Source organism: Pseudomonas sediminis (genome assembly GCF_039555755.1).
Lineage (GTDB): Bacteria > Pseudomonadota > Gammaproteobacteria > Pseudomonadales > Pseudomonadaceae > Aquipseudomonas > Aquipseudomonas mendocina_D.
This window is the reverse complement of record NZ_CP154631.1, coordinates 1,956,777-1,979,383: the sequence shown is the minus strand read 5'-3', so window position 1 is coordinate 1,979,383 and position 22,607 is coordinate 1,956,777. Positions and strand designations below refer to the sequence as shown.

At 65.0% G+C, this 22,607-nt stretch carries 18 protein-coding genes and 1 pseudogene; 8 read left to right on the top strand and 11 right to left on the bottom strand.

Features of this window, described 5'->3' with window-relative positions; all coding sequences use genetic code 11:
* Positions 1-131 precede the first annotated feature (131 nt).
* The 9 genes and pseudogenes from AAEQ75_RS09445 to AAEQ75_RS09405 all read right to left on the bottom strand — a co-directional run bounded on the left by AAEQ75_RS09445 (position 132) and on the right by AAEQ75_RS09405 (position 9,434).
* Entirely contained in the window at positions 132-1,112 is a 981-nt protein-coding gene (locus AAEQ75_RS09445) for a GntR family transcriptional regulator (protein ID WP_343351894.1), read from the bottom strand.
* 163 nt (positions 1,113-1,275) lie between these two features.
* Complete coding sequence (locus AAEQ75_RS09440; RefSeq protein ID WP_343351892.1) at positions 1,276-2,040, bottom strand: helix-turn-helix transcriptional regulator; 765 nt, start codon at positions 2,038-2,040, stop codon at positions 1,276-1,278.
* Positions 2,041-2,093: 53 nt separating this feature from the next.
* Positions 2,094-2,282 (bottom strand): hypothetical protein, encoded by a 189-nt coding sequence (locus AAEQ75_RS09435; RefSeq protein WP_256833991.1) that lies wholly within the window; start codon positions 2,280-2,282, stop codon positions 2,094-2,096.
* Between the two features lie 247 nt (positions 2,283-2,529).
* Positions 2,530-2,661 (bottom strand): annotated as a pseudogene (locus AAEQ75_RS09430) (hypothetical protein); the annotation flags it as partial.
* Between the two features lie 149 nt (positions 2,662-2,810).
* Positions 2,811-3,341: an anti-virulence regulator CigR family protein gene (locus AAEQ75_RS09425; protein ID WP_343351889.1), complete on the bottom strand. Its 531-nt coding sequence runs from the start codon at positions 3,339-3,341 to the stop codon at positions 2,811-2,813.
* Positions 3,338-3,703, bottom strand: a complete 366-nt coding sequence (locus tag AAEQ75_RS09420; protein ID WP_343351887.1) for a hypothetical protein — start codon at positions 3,701-3,703, stop codon at positions 3,338-3,340. The genes AAEQ75_RS09425 and AAEQ75_RS09420 overlap by 4 nt, the downstream gene beginning before the upstream one ends.
* A complete protein-coding gene (locus AAEQ75_RS09415; RefSeq protein ID WP_343351886.1) occupies positions 3,700-5,136 on the bottom strand; it encodes an efflux transporter outer membrane subunit in 1,437 nt (478 codons plus the stop codon). Before AAEQ75_RS09415 ends, AAEQ75_RS09420 begins: the two co-directional genes overlap by 4 nt.
* Entirely contained in the window at positions 5,133-8,258 is a 3,126-nt protein-coding gene (locus AAEQ75_RS09410) for an efflux RND transporter permease subunit (protein ID WP_343351885.1), read from the bottom strand. Before AAEQ75_RS09410 ends, AAEQ75_RS09415 begins: the two co-directional genes overlap by 4 nt.
* 9 nt (positions 8,259-8,267) lie before the next feature.
* Positions 8,268-9,434, bottom strand: a complete 1,167-nt coding sequence (locus tag AAEQ75_RS09405; protein WP_343351884.1) for an efflux RND transporter periplasmic adaptor subunit — start codon at positions 9,432-9,434, stop codon at positions 8,268-8,270.
* 158 nt (positions 9,435-9,592) lie between these two features.
* Between AAEQ75_RS09405 and AAEQ75_RS09400 the strand changes: the two genes are divergently transcribed.
* Positions 9,593-10,987: an ATP-binding protein gene (locus AAEQ75_RS09400; RefSeq protein ID WP_343351883.1), complete on the top strand. Its 1,395-nt coding sequence runs from the start codon at positions 9,593-9,595 to the stop codon at positions 10,985-10,987.
* Entirely contained in the window at positions 10,981-11,658 is a 678-nt protein-coding gene (locus AAEQ75_RS09395; protein ID WP_343351882.1) for a response regulator, read from the top strand. Before AAEQ75_RS09400 ends, AAEQ75_RS09395 begins: the two co-directional genes overlap by 7 nt.
* A gap of 292 nt (positions 11,659-11,950) precedes the next feature.
* On the opposite strand, the gene AAEQ75_RS09390 is transcribed toward AAEQ75_RS09395, so the two are convergent.
* Together AAEQ75_RS09390 and glcC are read right to left on the bottom strand one after the other, a co-directional pair.
* Positions 11,951-12,733: a type IV pili methyl-accepting chemotaxis transducer N-terminal domain-containing protein gene (locus tag AAEQ75_RS09390; protein WP_343351881.1), complete on the bottom strand. Its 783-nt coding sequence runs from the start codon at positions 12,731-12,733 to the stop codon at positions 11,951-11,953.
* A gap of 249 nt (positions 12,734-12,982) precedes the next feature.
* A complete protein-coding gene (gene glcC, locus AAEQ75_RS09385) occupies positions 12,983-13,756 on the bottom strand; it encodes a transcriptional regulator GlcC (protein WP_072423634.1) in 774 nt (257 codons plus the stop codon).
* A 238-nt stretch (positions 13,757-13,994) separates the two neighbouring features.
* Here glcC and glcD point away from each other — a divergent pair, with 238 nt between their 5' ends.
* The 6 genes from glcD (at position 13,995) to AAEQ75_RS09355 (ending at position 22,589) form a co-directional block, all read left to right on the top strand.
* A complete protein-coding gene (glcD, locus tag AAEQ75_RS09380) occupies positions 13,995-15,494 on the top strand; it encodes a glycolate oxidase subunit GlcD (protein WP_343351877.1) in 1,500 nt (499 codons plus the stop codon).
* The gene (gene glcE, locus AAEQ75_RS09375) at positions 15,494-16,549 is read left to right on the top strand and encodes a glycolate oxidase subunit GlcE (RefSeq protein WP_343351875.1); all 1,056 of its coding nucleotides are present in this window, start codon (positions 15,494-15,496) and stop codon (positions 16,547-16,549) included. The genes glcD and glcE overlap by 1 nt, the downstream gene beginning before the upstream one ends.
* Before the next feature lie 3 nt (positions 16,550-16,552).
* Positions 16,553-17,770, top strand: coding sequence for a glycolate oxidase subunit GlcF (gene glcF / locus AAEQ75_RS09370; protein WP_343351873.1), 1,218 nt, complete (start codon positions 16,553-16,555; stop codon positions 17,768-17,770).
* Between the two features lie 73 nt (positions 17,771-17,843).
* Complete coding sequence (locus AAEQ75_RS09365) at positions 17,844-18,242, top strand: heme-binding protein (RefSeq protein ID WP_004423059.1); 399 nt, start codon at positions 17,844-17,846, stop codon at positions 18,240-18,242.
* A gap of 153 nt (positions 18,243-18,395) precedes the next feature.
* Complete coding sequence (locus tag AAEQ75_RS09360) at positions 18,396-20,573, top strand: malate synthase G (RefSeq protein WP_343351870.1); 2,178 nt, start codon at positions 18,396-18,398, stop codon at positions 20,571-20,573.
* A gap of 315 nt (positions 20,574-20,888) precedes the next feature.
* Positions 20,889-22,589 carry an L-lactate permease gene (locus AAEQ75_RS09355; protein ID WP_179575108.1) on the top strand — a complete coding sequence of 567 codons (1,701 nt, stop codon included), beginning with the start codon at positions 20,889-20,891 and terminating at the stop codon, positions 22,587-22,589.
* The last annotated feature ends 18 nt before the right edge of the window (positions 22,590-22,607 follow it).

Here is a 22,607-nt window from a genome sequence, read left to right as displayed (position 1 = left end):
CTGATACGAAAACGGCCGGAGATTCCCGGCCGTTTTCGTTACTGACGTGCATCTGTGATGTGCCGCCTCGTAGCAGCCCACTTTCTCTGCCGGCACCCTGATCGCCCGCAAGAGGGCTCCTACAGCGGCGTCTACGCGTCGATCCGCTCCAGATAAGGCACGGCCTGAATCACGTTCTGCGCGCGGAACTGCGCCAGGCGCTGCTTGACCTTGCGCTCGGCGATCACCAGGTGCTCCTCCATGCTTTGCGCCGCCAGGTCAGGGCGACCGGCCTGCAGGTTCTCGAAGATGCTCAGGTGCTCGCGGAAGAAGGGCTCCTCATCGGGGAAGTAACTCTTGTCCAGCAGGATGTGCTTGCCCGACAGCAGCAGCGAGTGAGTACGGCGCAGTATCTGCAGCATCTGCCGGTTGGGACAGCGGCCCAGGGTCTCGATGTGCAGGTCGCTTTCCAGGTCGTCGAACTGGCGGCTGTCCATGTCCGGGTAGAGATCAACGGCCTGGTGCAGACGCTCGATATACCCCTCGATCTGCTCGCCATCGATGAACTCCGCCGCCCGCATCAGCACATAAGGCTCCAGGCGCCGACGCACTTCGTACAGCTCAGCCAAACGCGCCTCGTCCCACTGCCCGAGCTGCCAACGGGAGCGCTCGTCGCGCTCGACCAACCCCATCAGCGAAAGGCGCGTGAGCACCTGGCTGGAGACCGTGCGGCTGATGGCGTAATGGCGGGAGAGTTCGAGCTCGTTGATGCGATAGGTACCGAACAGCGACTGGTGCAGCAAGTCCCGTTCGATCTGGTCGTATACGGATTTCCAGGTTTCAGTCTTGCGCGGAACCTGAGCCTGCTCATCCGTAAGCTTGAAATCAGCGGCCTCGAGCTTGCGCCGCAGCACCTTGCCAGGCTGCGCACCCACCAGATAACCACGGCCTTCGAACGTACAGACAAGACCTGCCTGATGCAGGCTGAGCAGCGCCTGGCGCACAGGCGAGCGGCTCACCCCGAACAGATCCGCCAGGGGCCCTTCAAGCAGCAAGGTTCCCGACTTGAGTCGACCTTTACGGATGCTCGCTGCGATGAGTTCGAATAACTGATCGTTGAGGTGCTTCTTCATTATTGTTTTCGGGTCGTACGTGGGAAGGGAAAGAACCACAGAGCTCCATGCCCCGTAATACTCCTACATATGACAGCCTCATACAAAACAGCTTTTGCATGCAATGTTCTTTATCGACAACTCGTTGTAACGTGACGACATATGCCAGGCGATGTGCACGTCCTCACAACGCGCGACCCTCCTGTAATGCACGGTACTGATTCGGCGAGGTGTTGAACCAACGCATGCACGCCTTGTGAAAGCTGCTCTGATCACGAAACCCCAGCTGCGCCGAGATGTACTTGAGACTGCGGCTGGTGTTGCGCAGAAAACTGTCAGCCTGCCGGCGGCGGGCCTGGTCCAGCAGCAGACTGAAGTTCGCCGAATCACGCTCAAGGCCATGTTGCAGGCTGCGCCGGCTCATACCAAGCTGATCGGCAATCTGGCTGAGACTCGGGCTGATACCCTGACTCAGTTGCTCGGCCAGAACGCGCCTTACCCTGGCTTCCAGCGATCCATCCACCTGCTCACTCATGCGCGCCTGCGCATATTCGACGTGCAGGGGATGCAGGGCTGCGGCCGCAGTGGGCAGTTCGATCGCACCAGCCTCAACACTGAACGTCATGCAATTGCGCCGTGCCGAGAAATACAGGTTATCGCCAAACAGGCGCCGTAACTGCCGCGTGTCGGCAGGCTCCGGATAGGTCAGTTCCAGCATCAATGGCATGGGCCGCTGAAACGGCGAAAGCCAGTGCACGATGGCAAAGATCAAGGCCGCCCCCGCATCGATGAAGGCTCGCGGAGCCCGCTGGGCCACCGTGGCGTTCTCCAGGCCAACCAGCTTCAGGGGCTCGACATGGTGCTCCAGGAACATGTGCGAGCCGTCGCTGGTCATCGGGTGATAATCGGCCAGGCGCTGCAGCGCGTGAGCCAACGTCGGAGTGGACATCAGCGCGTAGCTCTGAGCACCCAGAATGCACGGGTGAAAATGCTCGTATGCATTCAGCCCATTTCCGCATCACCCGTTTCGCTCACGAGTGCACTCAGCAGACGGTAGACCAGCATCACCCTGACCGGCTCGTGTCCGGCCAAGGCCTGATCCAACCCAGGTAGATACCTGGCCAGCGCTACACCTTTGCTCGCAAATGCCTTGGTCATTACCTGGAAACAGGCATTTGTAATCGTATGCATCAAGTATTCCTGAGCGACAACCTAATTGGCCCAACCAAATAACATGCAGAAAAAGAAGGCGGGGCCAGAGGACATACGATTGGTTTCCAGGAACACTTCTCACCTCATAAATCGAGTGCGAGGATGACGCAGGCGAGTTGCCAGCATTTCTGAATCTCTACAAGAAACTGGAATTGCCTCTATCGGTAAATAGTCACTTCGTGAGCAAGATGTGACTGCCTCACACTCGAGCGCTGTGAAACCGCCCTTCGAGCGCCGCGACTATCTTGTCGCTGGGTAGCACCACGCCACCGGCGAGGTTGCACACCTGATCGAGTCGCCGCGCTTTTTCCGCGCGACGACGCGACCACTGCGGCGGTGGGGATATTGTTGTTGTCATTGAAGACTCCACAGGTTCCGCTGTCGTGGCGTCACCTTAGGAGTGGTGGGCGGGGGCATCAATCAAGCCGGCCGCGCGATCGTTACGCTTGGGTTAACGATCGCGCAGCCGAGCAGAGCGCCCGGCATTGGCCGGGCGCGGCTGGCCACTCAGTTGAGTACGCCGGAGAGAATGGTATGGACGATGCCGGTGGTGATGGCGACCAGCACCATGTCGCTGCCGACGCGGCGCCATTCGTAGCCGGCATAGGTCGGTACGCCTTTGAGCTGGGCGCTGTCCAGGCGCTTGCCGTAGCCCGAAGGCAACGGCTTGCCGGCCTGGATATGGACGCTGGCCGGTACATTGCCGCCCTTGCCGATCTGCCCACGGCGCTCCTGGAACACCTTGCGCACGCTGCTGAAGTCACTCGGCGGCTTGCCGCCCTGGGCCTGGCCAGGCGCCTTGCTCGCACTCTGGTGCGGTTTGCCTTGGCTCTGTTGCTCCTGTGGCTTGTTCTGGGTTTGCGGCTTGCCCTGGCTCGGCCGCTGATTCGACGGTTTACCCGGCTGACTGCTCTGCGCGGCCGGCGTGCCGTGCTTGCCGTTGTGGGGATCGTTCTGCTCCTGCGGGGCGGCGTGCAGCAAGGTGCTGGTCAGCAACAGGCCGCAGCTCAAACGGGTAATCAGGGTCTTGGTGCTCATTCGGTCGCTCCTTCGCGGGTGGTTTGCGCCTTGGGCTTGGCATGGCTCTGCTGAGTCTGCGCCTTGCTGGCGGTCTGGGCCTTGGCTTGGGTCTGCTGGGCTTTTGGCTTGCTCTGAGTCTGAGCCTTGGCCTGGCTTGGCTGGGTCTGCTGGGCCTTGGGCTTGCTTTGGGTCTGAGTTTTCGTCTGACCTTGCAGGGCCTGCGACTTGCTCGAGGTCTGTGTCTTGGCCTGCTGGCTACTCTGCGTGGCCGACGTGGTGAGTTTCTTGTCGGCGTCCTGCTCCTGCGGCGCGGCGTGCAGCAGGGTGCTGGCCAGCAGCAGGCTGCAGCTCAGGCTGGCGATAAGGGTCTTGGCAGTCATGGGGTCGCTCCATCGGGGGTGTTGGCGGCCGGGGTCTGGCTCAGCGAGCCGCCTCCCAGCACACGGTAGAAAGTGATGCGGTTGCTTTGTTCGGTCAGCTGCAGGCTGATCAGATCCTGGCGCGCGGCATAGAGCTCACGCTGTGCGTCGAGCACATTAAGGTAGCTGCTGGCGCCGTTGCGGTAGAGCACGTCGGCCAACTGGTAACTGCGCGCGGTGGCGTCGGTCAGCGCCTGCTGGGCCTGCAGACGCTGGCGCAGGGTGCTGCGTTCGGCGAGCACGTCGGCCACCTCGCGGAAGGCGCTCTGCAGGGTCTGCTCGTAAGTGGCCAGCTGGATGTCGCGCTCGCTCTTGGCGGCATCGAGATTGGCGCGGTTGGCGCCGCCGTCGAAGATCGGCAGGCTCAGGCTCGGGGCAAAGCTCCAGGCGCCACTGTCGCTCTTGAACAGCCCACTGAGCGCGGTACTGCTGCTGCCGGCGCTGGCGGTCAGGCTGATGGTGGGGAAGAACGCCGCACGTGCCGCGCCGATATCGGCGTTGGCCGATTTCAGCCCGTGCTCGGCGGCCAGCACGTCCGGGCGCTGCTGCAGCAGGCTCGACGGCAGGCCAGCGGGGATTTCCAGCAGTTGCGCGCTGCTGTCGTCGAGGCCATCGGGCAGCAGGTCGTCACTGAGTGTGCCGCCGACCAGCAGGTTGAGGGCGTTGATGTCCTGCTGCACCTGGCTCTGATAGGTGGCCACGTCGACCCGCGCCGACTCCACGGTGGTTTGCGCTTGCGCCAGCGCCAGGCCCGAGGTGTTGCCCAGATCATGGCTGCGTTGCTGCAGGGCGTAGCTGGCCTGCTGGCTGGCCAGGGTTTCCTCGGCCAGGTGCAGCAGGTCGCGATCCGCGGCCAAGGTCAGCCAGGCTGTGGCGACTTCACCGATCAGGCTGATCTGCGTGCTGCGGCGGGTCTCCTCCAGTTGCAGGTAATCCTCCAGGGCGGCATCGCTGAGGTTGCGGATGCGCCCGAACAGATCCAGCTCATAAGCGCTCAGGCCAACTTCCGCACTGTACTGGTGGCTGGTCGTGGCGCTGCCGGTGCTGCTCGTGCTCGCCGGCGTGCGGCTGTGCGTGCCGCTGGCCGACGCGTTGACGCTGGGCAGCAGCTCGGCACGCTGCACGCGGTAAAGCGCGCGGGCCTTTTCCACATTAAGGGCGGCGACGCGCAGGTCGCGGTTGTTGTCCAGCGCCTGCCCTACCACCTGACGCAGCCGCGCATCGAGGAAGAAGCTCTGCCAGCCGAGCTGCGCCGAGGCCGTGCCGGTGTCGGCGCTGGCCGGCCACTGCGCGGGGACCGGCGCGGCCGGCTGCTGGTAGTCCGGCGCCAGGTTGACACAGCCGGCCAGGGTCAGCGCCGCGACCAGCGCCAGGGGAAACATCGCGCGGCTCATGCCGAGACTCCTTCTGCTGCAGCCAGATTGCCGCGCTTGCCGACCAGGCGGCGCACCAGCACGAAGAACAGCGGGACGAAGATGATGCCCAGCACGGTGGCGCTGAACATGCCGCCCAATACGCTGGTGCCGATGGCCTGGCGGCCGCCGGCGCCGGCACCGCTGCTCAGGGCCAGCGGCAGCACACCGAACATGAACGCCAGCGAGGTCATCAGGATCGGGCGCAGACGCTGGCGGCAAGCCTGCAGCGTCGCCTCGACCAGTTCCACACCCTGCTCCTGCAGGTGCTTGGCGAACTCGACGATCAGGATCGCGTTCTTCGCCGCCAGGCCCACGGTGGTGAGCAGGCCGACCTGGAAGTAGACGTCGTTGCTCAGCCCGGCCAGGCCACTGCCGACCACCGCGCCGACCACGCCCAACGGCACCACCAGCATCACCGAGAACGGTACCGACCAGCTCTCGTACAAAGCGGCCAGGCAGAGGAACACGAACAGGATCGACACCGCATAGAGCAACGGCGCCTGCGAACCGGACAGGCGCTCCTGGTAGGACTGCCCGGACCACTCGTAGCCGATGCCGCTGGGCAGTTGCGCGACCAGCGCCTCGACCTCGGTCATGGCCTCGCCGGAGCTGACGCCGTCAGCCGGGTCGCCCACCAACTCCACCGAGGAGTTGCCGTTGTAGCGCTCCAGCAGCGGCGAACCGTAGCTCCAGGCGCTGCTGGCGAAGGCACTGAACGGCACCATCTCGTCGGCATCGTTGCGCACGTACCAGCGGTTGATGTCCTCGGGCTGCATGCGCGCATTCGCTTCGCCCTGCACGTAGACCTTCTGCACCCGGCCGTTGTAGACGAAGTCGTTGACGTAGCTGCCGCCCATGGCGGTGCCCAGCGTGTCGTTGATGTCGCTGGTAGCCAGGCCGAAAGCGCCGCTCTTGCGGTCATCGATGCTGATGTGGAACTCCGGGGTATCCTCCAGGCCCGTGCTGCGCACGCCGACCAACTTGTCGCTCTTGGCCGCCAGGGCGAGGAACTGGTCACGCGCGGCAATCAGCGCATCGTGGCCAACACCGCCGACATCCTTGAGATGCAGGTCGAAGCCCGAGCTTTCGCCGAGGCCGCGCACCGCCGGCGGCTGCATGATGAAGATGCTCGCGTCACGCAACCCGGACAGCTCCTGAGTGGCGCGACGGGCCAGGGCTGCGCCGCTCTGGTCGGCGCCTTCGCGCACGCTCCAGTCCTTCAGTTTGATAAAGGCGCGTCCGGAGTTCTGCGCGTTGCCGCCCATGCCCATACCGGTGATGGTGATCAGCGAGTCCACTTCCGGCTGCTTGAGCAGGTAATCGACCAGTTCCTTGGTGGCCGCCTGCGTGCGGTCGTCGGTGGCGCCTACCGGCAGCTGCACCATGGCCATCAGCATGCCCTGGTCTTCATCCGGCAGAAACGCGCCCGGCAGCCGCGCATAACCGAAGCCGAGCACGGCGACGATGGCCGCGTACACCAGCAGCATGCGCGGGCCACGGCGCAGTACCGCGCCAACGCCGGACTGATAACGCTCGGTGTTGCGCGCGAACATGCGGTTGAACCAGCCGAAGAAGCCGCGCTGCGCCTCGCCATGGCCCGGCTTGAGCAGACTGGCGCACAGCGCCGGGCTCAAGGTCATGGCCACCAGCACCGAGAGCAGCATGGCGCTGACCACGGTGACCGAGAACTGCCGGTAGATCACCCCGGTGGAACCGCTGAAGAAAGCCATCGGGATAAACACCGCCGACAGCACCAGAGCGATGCCAATCAGCGCGCCGCTGATCTCGCCCATCGATTTGCGCGTGGCCTCGCGGGGCGACAGGCCCTCCTCGGCCATCACCCGCTCGACGTTCTCCACCACCACGATGGCGTCATCCACCAGCAAGCCGATGGCCAGCACCATGGCGAACATGGTCAGCGAGTTGATCGAATAACCCATGGTCGCCAGCACGCCGAAAGTACCCAGCAGCACCACCGGCACGGTGATCGCCGGGATCAGCGTGGCGCGCACGTTCTGCAGGAACAGGTACATGATCGCCACCACCAGCACGATGGCTTCGAACAGCGCCTTGACCACTTCCTCGATCGACAGGCTGACGAAAGGCGTGGTGTCGTAGGGAATGCTTGTCTGCAACTGCATTTCCGCCGGGAAGTTCGGCTGCAGCTCGGCCAGGCGCGCCTTGACCGCCTCGGCCACGTCCAGCGCGTTGGCGCCGGTGGCCAGCTTGACGCCCATGGCTGCCGCCGGCTGGCCGTTGAGCGCACTGGTGATGTCGTAGCTTTCACTGCCCAGCTCGACCCGCGCCACATCCGAGAGCAGCACCAGCGAGCCGTCGCTGTCGGTCTTGAGCACGAGGTCGCGGAATTCCTGCACGCTCTGCAAGCGGCTGCGCGCGGTGATGGTGGCGTTGAGCTGCTGCCCGGCTGCGGCCGGCAGGGCGCCCAGCTGGCCGGCAGATACCTCGGTGTTCTGCGCCTCCAGGGCGCTGCTCACATCGCTCGGCATCAGCGCGTACTGCTCCATCTTGGCCGGGTCGAGCCAGACGCGCATGGCATAGCCGGAGCCCAGCGTATCGACATCACCGACGCCATCGACACGGCTGATCTGGTCGAGCAACTGGCTGTCGATGAAGTCGCCGATATCGGTGGCGGTGACGCTGGCATTGGCGGAGGAGATGGCGACGATCATCAGGAAGTCGCCGCCGCCCTTGGTCACCGTGATGCCCTGGCTCTGCACCGACTGCGGCAGGCGTGATTCGGCCTGCTGCAACTTGTTCTGCACCTGCATCTGCGCCACGTCGGCATCGGTGCCGGCGGTGAAGGTCAGGCTGATGCTGGCGCTGCCATCGGAGCTGCTGGTGGCCGACATGTACATCAGGCCGTCGAGGCCCTTCATCTGCTGTTCGATCACCTGGGTGACCGAGTCCTCAATGGTCTTGGCCGAAGCACCGGTGTAGGTGGCGGAAATGCGCACGGTCGGCGGCGCGATGTCCGGGTACTGCTCCAGCGGCAACTGGCTGATCGACAGCCCGCCGGCCAGCATGATGACGATGGCAATGACCCAGGCAAAAATCGGTCGATCAATGAAGAAACGTGCCATGTCGCCTCCTCACTGCGCCGCGTTGGCGGCAAGCTGATCAGTGCTGCTGGCCTGTTGCAGCGTCACGCTCTTGACGCTGTCGCCAACGCGCACCTTCTGCCCACCTTCGATGATCACCTGGTCACCGGCGGCCAGACCACTCTCGACCCACCACTGGTTTTCGACGCTGCGCCCCACTTCGATCTGGCGCTGCTCGACCTTGCCGTCGACCACCAGCAGCACGCTGGTGGCACCACTGGCGCTGCGCGTGACGGCGCGCTGCGGCACCAGCAGCGCCTGCTGGTCGACCGCCTCATCGAGCTGAGCACGCACGTACATGCCCGGCAGCAGCAGCCCTTCGGGGTTGGGGATCACCGCGCGCAGGGTCACGCTGCCAGTGCTTTGCGACACGCTGGCGCCACTGAACTGCAGGCTGCCGGAGTGCGCGTACTCGCTGCCGTCTTCCAGCACCAGGCGGATCTGCGCCTCGTTGTCGCCGCTCGCCGTCAGCCGCCCGGCCGCCAGCTCACGCTTGTAATGCAGCACCTGGGCGCTGGATTGGGTGATGTCGATGTACAGCGGATCGAGCTGCTGCACGGTGGTCAGGGCGGCATCCTGGCTGGCGGTGACCAGCGCGCCGGGGGTGACACTGGAGGTCTCCACGCGACCGCTGATCGGCGCCTGCAGGCGGGTATGGGCGAGGTCGATGCGCGCGCTTTCCTGTGCCGCTTGCGCAGCCTGGTAGGCAGCCTTGGCGCTCTGCAGCGAGGACTGGGCGTCCTCGTTGTCCTGCTGGCTGACCGCGTCGATTTTCACCAGATTGGCGTAGCGGCGCGCCTTGAGCTGAGCCGCATCAAGCGTGGCGCGGGCCTCGGCAGTGTTGGCCTTGGCCTGGTCGAACGCCGCCTGGTACGGCGCGGGCTCGATGATGTAGAGCACGTCGCCGGTCTTGACCTGGCTGCCCTCGGTGAACAGGCGTTTCTGCAGGATGCCGCCGACCTGCGGACGGATCTCGGCGCTCAGCCAGGCCTTGGTGCGCCCGGGCAGCTCGCTGGTAATGCGTTGCGCCTGCGGCTGCAGGCTGATCACGCCGACCTCAGCCTGCGACGCTGGTGGCGGCGCGGCCTGTTCGCCACAACCGGCCAGGGCCAGGCTCAGGGCCAGGCTCAACAGGGTCTTGCGCAGAGTGATGTGCATTGGGCTCTCCAACCGGCACGCTGGGCCGGACTCTCGACTTTTCTCAGGAGAGCTATGCTGCGCAGCAAATGTGCAGAGAATTTGGAGATTGCGAGCGATGCATTGAATCCGCCGCCAATGCCGGCGCTAAATAGCGCAAAACCGCTGCAGCGTCCGCCATGAAGAACAGTCTTTCCCGCAAGCTCTTTTTCGCCGTGTTCGGCATCGCCGTGCTGGTCGCATTGGCCATGGGCGCCGCCGACGGCTGGAACTTCGCCCGTGGTTTCGTCGGCTATATCAACGGCCAGACCGAAGAACGCATGCGCCAGGTGCTGCCGCGCCTGGGCGACTACTACCGCGAGCAACACAGCTGGGACGGCCTGCTCAAGGACCGCCGGCGCTGGTTCGGCCTGATCCACCCACAGGGCGAGCCGGAGAACGAGGATCAGAGCACCTGGGAACTGCCGGTCTCCGACCTGACCGGCGCGATATTCCGCATCTCCCTGCTCGACGCCGACAAGCGCAGCCTGATCGCCTTCGTCGAACCCACCGAGGACGCCCTGCAAATGCCCATCGAAGTGGACGGCAAAACCGTCGGCTGGCTGGCCATGACGCCCTTCCAGAGCGTCACCGAGGCCGGCGGCGAGCTGCTGCTCAAGCGCCAGCTTCAGGCCAGCCTGGCGGTCGGTCTGCTCGCCCTGCTGCTGGCCGCACTGCTCGCTGGCTGGGCCTCACGGCGCCTGCTGGCACCGGTGCGGCGGGTGGCAGCGGCCACGCACCGCCTGGCCGCTGGCGAGTACAGCGAACGTGTGGAGGAAGCCGCGAACGATGACGTCGGCCAGCTGGCCCGCGACTTCAACCTGCTGGCCTACACCCTGGAGCGCAACGAACGCATGCGCCGCGACTTCATGGCTGATGTGTCCCATGAACTGCGCACCCCGCTGGCCGTGCTGCAGGGCGAACTGGAGGCACTGGAAGATGGCGTGCGCAAACTCGACGGTGACTCGCTGCGCTCGCTGCAGCAGGAGGTGCGCCAGTTGAACAAACTCGTCGATGACCTCTCCGAACTGTCGTTGGCCGATGTCGGCGCCCTGACCTATCGTCTGCAGCCGCACGACCTGGTCGAGCTGCTGCGCGAAGCCCTCGCTGGCAGCCAGGAGCGCTGCCGGGAGCACGGCCTGCAACTCGAACTGCAGTTGCCGTTGCACGCCCTGCCGGTGCGCGTCGACGCCGCGCGCATCCGCCAACTGATCAGCAACCTGCTGGAAAACAGCCTGCGCTACACCGAGGCCGGCGGACTCCTGCGCATCCGCCTGCAGGAGCAGCAAGGGCGCATTGCCCTGGACTGGATGGATTCAGCACCAGGGGTTGCCGAGGCGGACATTCCGCACCTGTGCGAACGCTTCTTTCGCACCGACAGTTCGCGTCAGCGCGCCAGCGGTGGCTCCGGCCTGGGCCTGGCGATCTGCCGCAGCATCGCCGAGGCGCACGGCGGCACCCTCGAAGCAAAGGCCTCACCACTGGGCGGGCTGTGGCTGCACCTGAACCTGCCATGGGAGAACGGCCCATGCTGAGCAACCAACCACTGCCAGCAGCCGACATCCTGGTGGTCGAGGACGAACCCAAGTTGGCGGCGCTGCTGCGCGACTACCTGCAGGCTGAAGGGCATCGCGTCACCTGCCTGGCCGACGGCCTGGCGGTGGTGCCAGCGGTGCGTGCAAAAGAGCCGCAACTGATCCTGCTCGACATCATGCTGCCGGGCCGCGACGGCCTGGATATCTGCCGCGAACTGCGCACCTTCAGCGACGTACCGATCATGCTGATCACCGCGCGCGTCGAAGAAGTCGACCGCTTGCTCGGCCTCGACCTCGGCGCGGATGACTACATCTGCAAACCCTTCAGCCCGCGCGAAGTGATGGCGCGCGTGCGCGCTGTGCTGCGCCGCCGCCCGCCGGCCAACAACGGCCTGCGCCTGGATGCCCAGGCCTACCGGGCCTTCTACAACCAGCAGGAACTCGACCTGACCCCGGTGGAATTCCGCCTGCTGCACTGCCTGGCGACCACCCCCGGGCGGGTCTACTCGCGCGACCAGCTTATGGATCATCTCTACGACGACCACCGCGTCGTCACCGACCGCACCGTCGACAGCCACGTGAAGAACCTGCGCCGCAAACTGGAGCAGGCCGCTCCCGAGCAGGAGCTGATCCACTCCATCTATGGTGTTGGTTACAAGCTTGAGCTTTAGCCGCTCAACCGAGACCTGGGCTAGCCTGGCCGTCACGCCTCAGGCATAGCAGGCCGTTGAAAAACTAGCTACGTTGCCATTGCTGCGTTAAAAACAGCCTCGCGTGCGAGCCCAGTCAAAATGCTCATTTACAGCACGTAAACCCGAGCGCGGGCCCAGTGTTTTTTTCGGCTGTTTTTGCGGGGCCGCCATCGGTATTGCACTGGCTGCCTCGCCTACGTTTTTCAACGGCTTGATAGGGCAAAAGCACAAGGGCCGCAATGCGGCCCTTGTGCTTTCCAGCAAACGCGGATCAGGCCTCTTTGGCCTGCAGGCCGGCGTACAGACGGGTCAGCTCGTTGAGCTGACGGAACAGCGAGTCGGTGCTGACGGTGATCACGGTCGGCACGAAGTCCTGCGAGGCGTGCAGGTCGATGCCCTTGAGGGTGAAACCCCAGTGGGCGCGGGCGCGACGCTGGGTGTTGGCGATTTCCTCGTTCGGCGTGCCGCGGGCTTCCAGCTCCTTGAGGATGGTCTCGAAATCGCTCACGGCCTTGTCCAGCTTGGCATCCAGGTCCGGCGCAGGCACACGCCAGGACTTGGCCATGTAGAGCATGGCGATGCGCTGGGTCTGCACGCGCGCCCAGCCGGTGTGATGCACGGAGGCGCCCATGGCGCCCAGGTGCTGGCCCATCAGGTCACTGACGTGCTGCGTCTGCTGCAGCAGCTCCTCGCTGGTGGCGAGCATTTCCGCGGCCTTGGCGTGATCCGGCTTGGCTTCGACCTGCTGGCGATGAACAGCCCAGGTGGCGTCGACCTTGGCCAGCGCGGCCTTGATCTCGGCAGTGGGGGCGTAACCGGCCAGGGCCTTCTGGCTGGCATCGAAACGCTCGATGGTTTCCTTGAGCTGACGCTGGGCCACATCTACGCGCACGTCGGCACCGAGCATCAGGTAGTTCTTGGCCATGCGCTGGGTCAGCGAGCGCTGCAGACCGGCCATGTTCATGGCTTCGGAATCGCTCAACTGCGCCAGGCTGGGCATGCTCACCAGCGCGGCGCAGGCGAGCAGAATGACAGACAGGTACTTCTTCAACACGTCGGTACTCCAATTCGAGGACGAGACAATGCACCGCAGGCGAGCGCCGGCAGTGATGGGTGAACCCTTGAATGCGGGGTTTTTATTGGAATGCGGGGGGCAGTTTCGACGGGCGCACGGCCCGGATGCTGCGGAAAGGGCGCGATGATAGCTGTTAAAACGCCATCATTCTGTGCGACCAGTCATGAAGCAGACGACTGGTCGCTGCCACACCTAAAAACGTTGAGGGAAAAGGCAGACGGGCGGAACTCATGCCCAGCCCTCCAAACGCATGGTCGCGCGCACCAGGCGCTGCTCTTCCTGCTCGATCTCCTGCAGGTTGTCGCGAATGCTGTTGATATGGTCGCGCGCGGCGCGCTGGGCTTGTTCCGGCAGGCGTTCGATCACCGCGTGGTACAGGCGCGAATGCTGGCGGTCGATCTGTCGTTTCTGCGCCGGGCGGTGGTAGAGGTTGTTCACCGAGGCGAACACGGTGCTGAGCATCAGGTCGGTCAGCGACTGCAAGGTGTGCACCAGCACCGGGTTGTGCGAGGCCTCGCAGATGGCCAGGTGAAAGGCATGGTCGAGGCGCGCATGCTCACGCGGATCAACCGGATTTTCCTGCGCATGGGCCGCCAGCATCTCTTCGTAACGCCGGGTCAGCAGGACGAAATCCGCCTCGGTGCCACGCAGCGCCGCCAAACGCGCCGACTCGCCTTCGAGCAGGCCGCGCACCTCCAGCAGGTCATACAGGGTGCGTGGTTGCGAGTTGAACAGGTGCATCAGCGGGCTGGCATCGCGCTCGCCGCTGAGCTTGGCCACCCGTGAATCACGCCCCTGCGCGGTGTCGATGATGCCGCGACCACGCAATACCTTGAGCCCTTCACGTAGCGCCGAACGGGAGATGCCCAGCTTTTCGCACAGGCGCCGTTCCGACGGCAGTGGCTGCCCTACCTTGAGCACGCCATCGACGATCAGCCGCTCGATGCGTTCGGCCACAACATCGCTTACCTGCCGCCGTGCGACACCCTGTTGCCCGTCCATTCGCCACCTCCGCAGCACTGGTCGTACCAATTTTTAAGGGCCACCTTAGATCGTGCACCTTCCGGCAGGCAAGCCACAGTGTATGAGACCTTAGGCCAATCCATGGCGAAAGCCTGATGAAAGAAACTGGTCCTACCAGCAGCAAAGAGAATGGACGTAAAAAAGCAGGCAGCCTAAACATGCAGCCAAGGTCGCGGCATGACCGCCAATAACAACAACGTCCAAGATTGAGCCTGCCATGAGCATTCTGTACGACGAGCGCGTCGACGGCGCGCTACCCGCGGTCGACAAGACCGCCCTACTGGCCGAGTTGCGCCAGAGCCTGCCCGATCTCGACATCCTGCACACCCAGGAAGACCTCAAACCCTATGAGTGCGACGGGCTTTCCGCCTATCGCACCACGCCCATGCTGGTGGTGCTGCCCGAGCGCATCGAGCAGGTGCAGCAGTTGCTCAAGCTCTGCCACGCCCGTGGCGTACCGGTGGTAGCACGCGGCGCCGGCACCGGCCTGTCCGGCGGCGCGCTGCCACTGGAAAAGGGCATCCTCTTGGTGATGGCGCGCTTCAACCAGATTCTCGAGATCAACCGCGAAGGTCGCTTCGCCCGGGTTCAGCCTGGTGTACGTAACCTGGCGATTTCCCAGACCGCTGCGCCGTTCGACCTGTATTACGCCCCTGATCCGTCTTCGCAGATCGCCTGCTCCATCGGCGGCAATGTCGCCGAGAACGCTGGCGGCGTGCACTGCCTGAAGTACGGTCTGACCGTGCACAACCTGCTCAAGGTCGACATCCTCACCGTCGAGGGCGAGTTCATGACACTCGGCAGCGACGCCCTGGACGCCCCCGGTTTCGACCTGCTGGCGCTGTTCACCGGCTCCGAGGGCATGCTCGGCATCGTCACCGAGGTCACCGTCAAGCTGCTGCCCAAGCCGCAGGTGGCCAAGGTGCTGCTGGCGGCCTTCGACTCAGTGGAAAAGGCCGGCCGCGCCGTGGGTGACATCATCGCCGCCGGCATCATCCCCGGCGGCCTGGAGATGATGGATAACCTGGCCATTCGCGCCGCCGAAGACTTTATCCACGCCGGCTACCCGGTGGAGGCCGAAGCCATTCTGCTCTGCGAGCTCGACGGCGTGGAGGCCGATGTGGCCGACGACTGCGAGCGCGTCCGTGAAGTGCTGGAGAAAGCTGGCGCCACCGAAGTGCGCCTGGCGCGCGACGAGGCCGAGCGGGTGAAATTCTGGGCCGGGCGCAAGAACGCCTTCCCCGCGGTCGGGCGCATCTCGCCGGACTACTACTGCATGGACGGCACCATCCCGCGTCGTGAGCTGCCAGGCGTGCTACGCGGCATCGCCGAGCTGTCCGAGGAATACGGCCTGCGCGTGGCCAACGTGTTCCATGCCGGCGACGGCAACATGCACCCGCTGATCCTGTTCGATGCCAACGTGCCTGGTGAGTTGGAGCGCGCCGAGGCCATCGGCGGCAAGATCCTCGAACTCTGCGTCAAGGTCGGCGGCAGCATCACCGGCGAGCACGGCGTTGGCCGCGAGAAGATCAACCAGATGTGCGCGCAGTTCAACAGCGACGAAATCACCCTGTTCCATGCGGTGAAGGCGGCGTTCGACCCCAGCGGCCTGCTCAATCCGGGCAAGAACATCCCCACCCTGCACCGCTGCGCCGAGTTCGGCGCCATGCACGTGCACCACGGCCAACTGCCCTTCCCGGAACTGGAGCGCTTCTGATGCAGCATGATTTCGATGCCAGCGCCGCGCTGCTGGAACAGGTCAACCACGCGCTGAACAGCGCCACCCCGCTGCGGATTCAGGGCAGCGGCAGCAAGGCGCATCTGGGCCGCGCCACCACTGGCGAAGTACTGGATACCCGCCAGCATCGCGGTATCGTCAGTTACGACCCCACCGAGCTGGTGCTCACCGCCCGCGCCGGTACGCCGCTCACCGAGATCGAGGCGGCGCTCGAGGCCAACAACCAGATGCTGCCATGCGAACCGCCGCACCTGGGCGATGGCGCCACCCTCGGCGGCATGGTTGCCGCCGGGCTGTCCGGCCCGCGTCGGCCCTGGGCCGGTTCGGTGCGCGATCAGGTGCTTGGCACCCGTGTGATCACCGGTCAGGGCAAGCTGTTGCGCTTTGGCGGCGAGGTGATGAAAAACGTCGCCGGCTACGACCTGTCGCGCCTGATGGCCGGCAGCTTCGGCTGCCTCGGCCTGCTCGCCGAAGTTTCGCTCAAGGTCCTGCCCAAGCCGCGCCAGGTGCTCAGCCTGCGTCTGGAAGTGGAAGCCCTGCAGGCCCTCAACAAGCTCGCCGAATGGGGCCAGCAGCCGCTGCCGATCAGCGCCGCCAGCCACGACGGTACCGCGCTGCACCTGCGCCTGGAGGGTGGCGAGGGCTCGGTTCAGGCCGCGCGCCAGCGTCTCGGTGGTGAGGAAATCGATAACGCTTACTGGCATGAGCTGCGTGAACAGCGCCTGCCCTTCTTCGCGGCCAGCGGCACGTTGTGGCGCCTGTCGCTACCGGCCAACAGCGGCCTGCTCGACCTGCCGGGCCGCCAGTTGATCGACTGGGGCGGCGCGCAACGCTGGCTGAAGACCGACGCCGATGGCGAGCTGATCCAGAGCGTGACGGCCAAGCTCGGCGGCCACGCCACCTGCTTCGCCGCCGGTCAGGCGCAACCTTTCCAGCCGCTGGCAGCCCCGCTGCTGCGCTACCAGCGCCAGTTGAAGAACCAGCTCGACCCCCAGGGTATTTTCAACCCTGGCCGCATGTACGCCGAGGTATAAGACGTGCAGACCAATTTGAGTGAACAGGCCAAACGCCTACCGCGCGCCGAAGAAGCCGAACGCATCCTGCGCTCCTGCGTGCACTGCGGCTTCTGCAACGCCACCTGCCCGACCTACCAGCTGCTCGGCGACGAGTTGGACGGCCCGCGCGGGCGCATCTACCTGATCAAGCAGATGCTCGAAGGCAATGAAGTCACGGCCAAGACCCAACAGCATCTGGATCGCTGCCTGACCTGCCGCAACTGCGAAACCACCTGCCCATCCGGCGTGCAGTACCACAACCTGCTGGATATCGGCCGCGAAGTGGTCGAGCAGGCGGTGCCGCGACCGCTGAACGAACGCCTGTTGCGCCAAGGTCTGCGCGCCGTGGTACCGCGACCCGCGCTGTTCAAGACGCTGACCCAGGCCGGTCTGGCCCTGCGTCCGCTGCTGCCGGCCGCGCTCAAGGCCAAGCTGCCGCGTGAGGTTCGCCCGGCCAAGCCGCGCCCGGCCGGGCAACATGCGCGCCGCGTGCTGATGCTCGAAGGCTGTGTGCAGCCGGGGCTGTCGCCCAACACCAACGCCGCCACCGCGCGCGTGCTCGATCGCCTCGGTATCAGCGTCACGCCGATCCACGAAGCCGGCTGCTGCGGCGCCGTCGACTATCACCTCAACGCTCAGGAAGCCGGCCTGCAACGCGCCCGGCAGAACATCGACGCCTGGTGGCCGGCCATCGAGGCCGGCACCGAAGCCATCGTGCAGACCGCCAGCGGCTGCGGCGCCTTCGTCAAGGACTACGGCCATCTGCTCGCCAGCGACCCAGCCTATGCGAGCAAGGCGGCGCGGGTCAGTGCCCTGGCCAAGGATTTGGTCGAGGTGCTGCAAAGCGAGCCACTGGAGCAGTTGCAGGTACGCGCCGAGCAGCGCCTGGCCTTCCATTGCCCCTGCACCCTGCAGCATGCGCAGAAGCTCGGCGGCGCGGTGGAAGGCGTGCTGACGCGCCTCGGTTTCGGCCTCACTGCCGTGCCGGACAGCCATCTGTGCTGCGGCTCGGCCGGCACCTATTCGCTGACCCAGCCGGCGTTGTCACGCCAGCTGCGCGACAACAAGCTCAATGCCCTGGAAAGCAGCAAACCGGACGCCATCGTCACCGCCAATATCGGCTGCCAGACCCATCTGGACGGCGCCGGACGTACGCCGGTAAGGCACTGGATCGAAATAGTCGAAGAGGCCATGGCGTGAAAGCCTGAACCCTCTCCCCCGGCCCCTCTCCCATAAATGGGCGAGGGGAGAAAAGCCAAGAATGAGGTATGCCATGCAACATAAAGCCGTACTCAGCCAGAACGAAGTCGCCCAGATCCTTCAGGCGGCCCGCAGCGAAGCGCAGCAACAGGGCTGGGCTGTAGCCATCGCCGTGGTCGACGACGGCGGTCACCCGCTGGCCCTGGAACGCCTCGACGGCTGCGCGCCGATCGGCGCCTACATCGCCACCGAGAAAGCGCGCAGCGCCGCCATCGGCCGCCGCGAGACCAAGGGTTACGAGGACATGGTCAATGGTGGTCGCAGCGCCTTCCTCAGCGCACCGCTGGTGACTTCATTGGAAGGTGGCGTACCGGTGCTGGTGGATGGCCAGGTGGTGGGTGCAGTGGGCGTGTCCGGGGTCAAGGCCGAGCAGGATGCGCAGGTGGCCAAAGCAGGTATTGCGGCCCTTTAAACATGCGGCGCAGCCGCCAACTGATGCCCTTCTCCCTCTGGGAGAAGGTGGCATGAAGTGACGGATGAGGGCCTTACGGCGCACAGCCAGGAACCCTCACCCCCAGCCCCTCTCCCAAAGGGAGAGGGGAGCGAACGACAGGAGAACAGAAAAATGACCGAACGCGTGCAATGTCAGCGCCTGCAGGTAGCCGCCGAGCTCAAGCAGTTCATCGAAAGCGAAGTGCTGCCCGGTAGCGGTGTCGAGGCTGCGGCCTTCTGGAGCGGTTTCGACGCACTGGTACACGACCTGGCCCCGCGCAACCGCGCGCTGCTGGCCGAGCGTGACCGTCTGCAGACCGAGCTGGATAACTGGCATCGCGCCAACCCCGGCCCGATCACCGACATGGCCGCCTACCGCGCCTTCCTCGGCTCCATCGGTTACCTGCTGCCGCAGCCGGAGCAGGTTAAGGCCAGCACCGCCAACGTCGACAGCGAAATCGCCACCCAGGCTGGCCCACAGCTGGTAGTGCCGGTGATGAACGCACGCTACGCACTGAACGCTGCCAACGCCCGCTGGGGCTCGCTGTACGACGCCCTGTATGGCACCGACGCGATCAGCGAAGAAGGCGGCGCCAGCAAAGGTCCCGGCTATAACGAAGTACGCGGCGCCAAGGTGATCGCCTTCGCCCGCGCCTTCCTCGACCAGGCCGCGCCGCTGGCCAAGGGCTCGCACGCCGATGCCAGTGCCTATGCCGTGGTCGCCGGTCAGCTGCAGGTGACCCTGAGCAGCGGCGCGCAGACCTCCTTGGCGCAACCGGAGAAGTTCGTCGGTTTCCAGGGCGAGGCTGCCACGCCGAGCGCCGTGCTGCTGAAGAACAACGGCCTGCACTTCGAGATCCAGATCGACGCAGGTAGCCCCATCGGCCGTACCGACGCCGCCGGGGTGAAGGACGTGCTGATGGAGGCGGCACTGTCGACCATCATGGACTGCGAGGACTCGGTGGCCGCCGTCGACGCCGTCGACAAGGTGGTGGTCTACCGCAACTGGCTGGGCCTGATGAAGGGTGACCTGGCCGAGGAACTGGACAAGGGCGGCAAGCGTATCACCCGCCGCCTCAACCCGGATCGCGTCTACACCGCCGCCGATGGCAGCGAACTGACCCTGCATGGTCGTTCATTGCTGTTCGTGCGCAACGTCGGCCACCTGATGAGCAACCCGGCGATCCTCGACGGTGAAGGCTTGGAAATTCCCGAGGGCATCCTCGATGCAGTGATCACCAGCCTGATCGCCCTGCATGACCTGCAGCGCCGCGGCAACTCGCGCACCGGCAGCGTGTATATCGTCAAACCGAAGATGCACGGGCCGTTCGAAGTGGCCTTCGCCAACGAGCTGTTCGGTCGCGTCGAGCAACTACTGGGCATGCCCGCGAACACCCTGAAAATGGGCATCATGGACGAGGAGCGGCGCACCAGCGTCAACCTCAAGGCCTGCATCGAGGCTGCCAGCGCGCGCGTGGCCTTCATCAACACCGGCTTCCTCGATCGCACTGGCGACGAGATGCACACCGCCATGGAAGCTGGCGCGATGCTGCGCAAGGGCGACATGAAATCCAGCGCCTGGATCCAGGCCTACGAGCGCAACAACGTGCTGGTCGGCCTGGCCTGCGGGCTGCGCGGCAAGGCGCAGATCGGCAAGGGCATGTGGGCCATGCCGGACCTGATGGCAGCCATGCTCGAACAGAAGATCGGCCATCCGAAAGCCGGCGCCAACACCGCCTGGGTGCCGTCGCCGACCGCCGCCGTGCTGCACGCCCTGCACTACCACCAGATCGACGTGCAGGCGGTGCAGAGCGAGCTGGAGCTGATCGACCTGGCCAGTCAGCGCGACAGCCTGCTCAATGACCTGCTCAGCGTACCGGTCAGCGCCGAACGGCCCTGGAGCGCCAGCGATATCCAGCAGGAGCTGGACAACAACTGCCAGGGCATCCTCGGTTACGTGGTGCGCTGGGTCGAGCAGGGCGTCGGCTGCTCCAAGGTGCCGGACATCCACAACGTCGGCCTGATGGAAGACCGCGCCACCCTGCGCATCTCCGCCCAGCACATCGCCAACTGGCTGCACCACGGCGTGGTCAGCGAGGCCCAGGTACGCGAGACGCTGCAGCGCATGGCCCAGGTGGTCGACGGACAGAATGCCGGCGATGCGGCCTACCGCCCGATGGCACCGAACTTCGAGCAATCCCACGCCTTCCGCGCCGCCAGCGACCTGGTATTCAAGGGCCGCGAGCAACCGTCCGGTTACACCGAGCCGCTGCTGCATGCCTGGCGTTTGCGCTTTAAAGAGGAGGTCTGAACATCTCACCGATCATGTAGGAGCGGCGCCCCGCCGCGAAGCAGGGCGGCGTTGATTCGAAACGCTTCGCCCCGGGGCGGAGCTCCTACACAAGGGAGCTAACAACCGTGGATGGCTCTTGACGCCTCCACGGAGCAGTAACAAGCCCTGACGGTTTCTGGCCGTCGGGGCTTTCGAGCATGAGCGCGACGATGGGTGATCCCTGCCGTCGCGGCTCGCGGAAAGGTCGGTGCCGTGGTGCCCGACACTTCCAGATGCGTGGCGCCGGGTATCCCCGGAAAACTGTGGTTCACAAGAAAAAGAAGGAACCAACCCATGAGTCAAACGCTGCTGTCCATCCTGGCCTTCGTGCCACTGGTACTGGCGGGTGTACTGCTGATCGGCTTTCGCTGGCCGGCCAAGTACGCGATGCCGCTGGTGTTCGTCCTCACCGCTCTGATCGGCCTGCTGGCCTGGGACATGTCCCTCAACCGGGTCATCGCCTCCAGCCTGCAGGGGCTGATACTCACGGCCGCGATCCTATGGATCATCTTCGGCGCGATCCTGCTGCTGAACACCCTCAAGCACTCCGGCGGCATCGCGGCAATTCGCCGGGGCTTCTCCAACATCAGTCCGGATCGCCGCGTGCAGGCGCTGATCGTCGCCTGGCTGTTCGGCTGCTTCATCGAGGGCGCCTCCGGTTTCGGCACCCCGGCTGCCGTGGCCGCGCCGTTGCTGGTCGCCCTGGGCTTCCCGGCGCTGGCCGCGGTGGTGCTGGGCATGATGGTGCAATCGACGCCGGTATCTTTCGGCGCAGTGGGTACGCCAATCCTGGTGGGTGTCGGTTCGGGCCTGGACAGAACCGGCATCACCGAGCAACTGGTTGCCACCGGCAGCAGCTGGGAAGCCTTCTTCCACCTGATCTATTCGCGGGTGGCCATCACCCACGGCCTGATCGGCCTGCTGATGCCGCTGATCATGGTGATGATCATGACGCGCTTCTTCGGCAAGAATCAGAGCTGGAAGGAAGGCCTGGCCGTCGCGCCGTTCGCCATCTTCACCGCCTTCGCCTTCTCCCTGCCGTACATGGCAGCCGGCGTGTTCCTCGGCCCGGAATTCCCCTCGATGATCGGCGCCCTGGTCGGCTTGGCCATCGTGGTACCGGCCGCCAAGGCCGGCTTCCTGCTGCCGAAGGACACCTGGGACTTCGCTGACCCGAAAGACTGGCCGTCCGACTGGATGGGCAAAATCGAAATGAAACTGGAAGAGGTGGCCGGCAAGGCGCCGATTTCGGTGCCCATGGCGTGGGCGCCCTACCTGCTGCTGGCGGTGTTCCTGGTGATCTCGCGCACCTTCCCCGAGGTGAAAGCGGCACTGATGAGCTTTACCTTCGGCTGGAAGGACATCCTCGGTGAGACCGGCGTGTCCGGCACCATCGAACCGCTGTACCTGCCGGGTGGCATCCTGTGCATGGTGGTGCTGATCACCTTCTTCCTCCATCGCATGCGCTTCTCCGAACTGAAGGCGGCGGTGGGCGAGTCGAGCAAGACCCTGCTCGGTGCGGGCTTCGTGCTGATCTTCACCATCCCCATGGTGCGTATCCTGATCAACTCCGGGGTCAATGGCAGCGACCTGGTGTCGATGCCGGTGGCCATGGCGCAACTGGTGGCCGACAGCGTTGGTGGCGTGTATCCGTTCTTCGCCCCGGCCGTGGGCGCACTGGGCGCCTTCATCGCCGGTTCCAACACCGTGTCCAACCTGATGCTGTCGCAGTTCCAGCTCAACGCTGCCGAGCTGATCGGCGTGTCCGGGGCGATGATGGTCGCCGTGCAGTCGGTCGGTGCGGCGGCGGGCAACATGATCGCCATTCACAACGTGGTGGCGGCTTCGGCGACCGTCGGTCTGCTCGGGCGCGAAGGCATCACCCTGCGCAAGACCATCCTGCCGACGCTCTACTACCTCGCTGCAGCCGGCGTGATCGCCCTGGTGACGATGTATGGCATGGCGCTGACCGACCCGCTGATGGCCGCTCGCTGAGTGATGACGGGCCGTGCA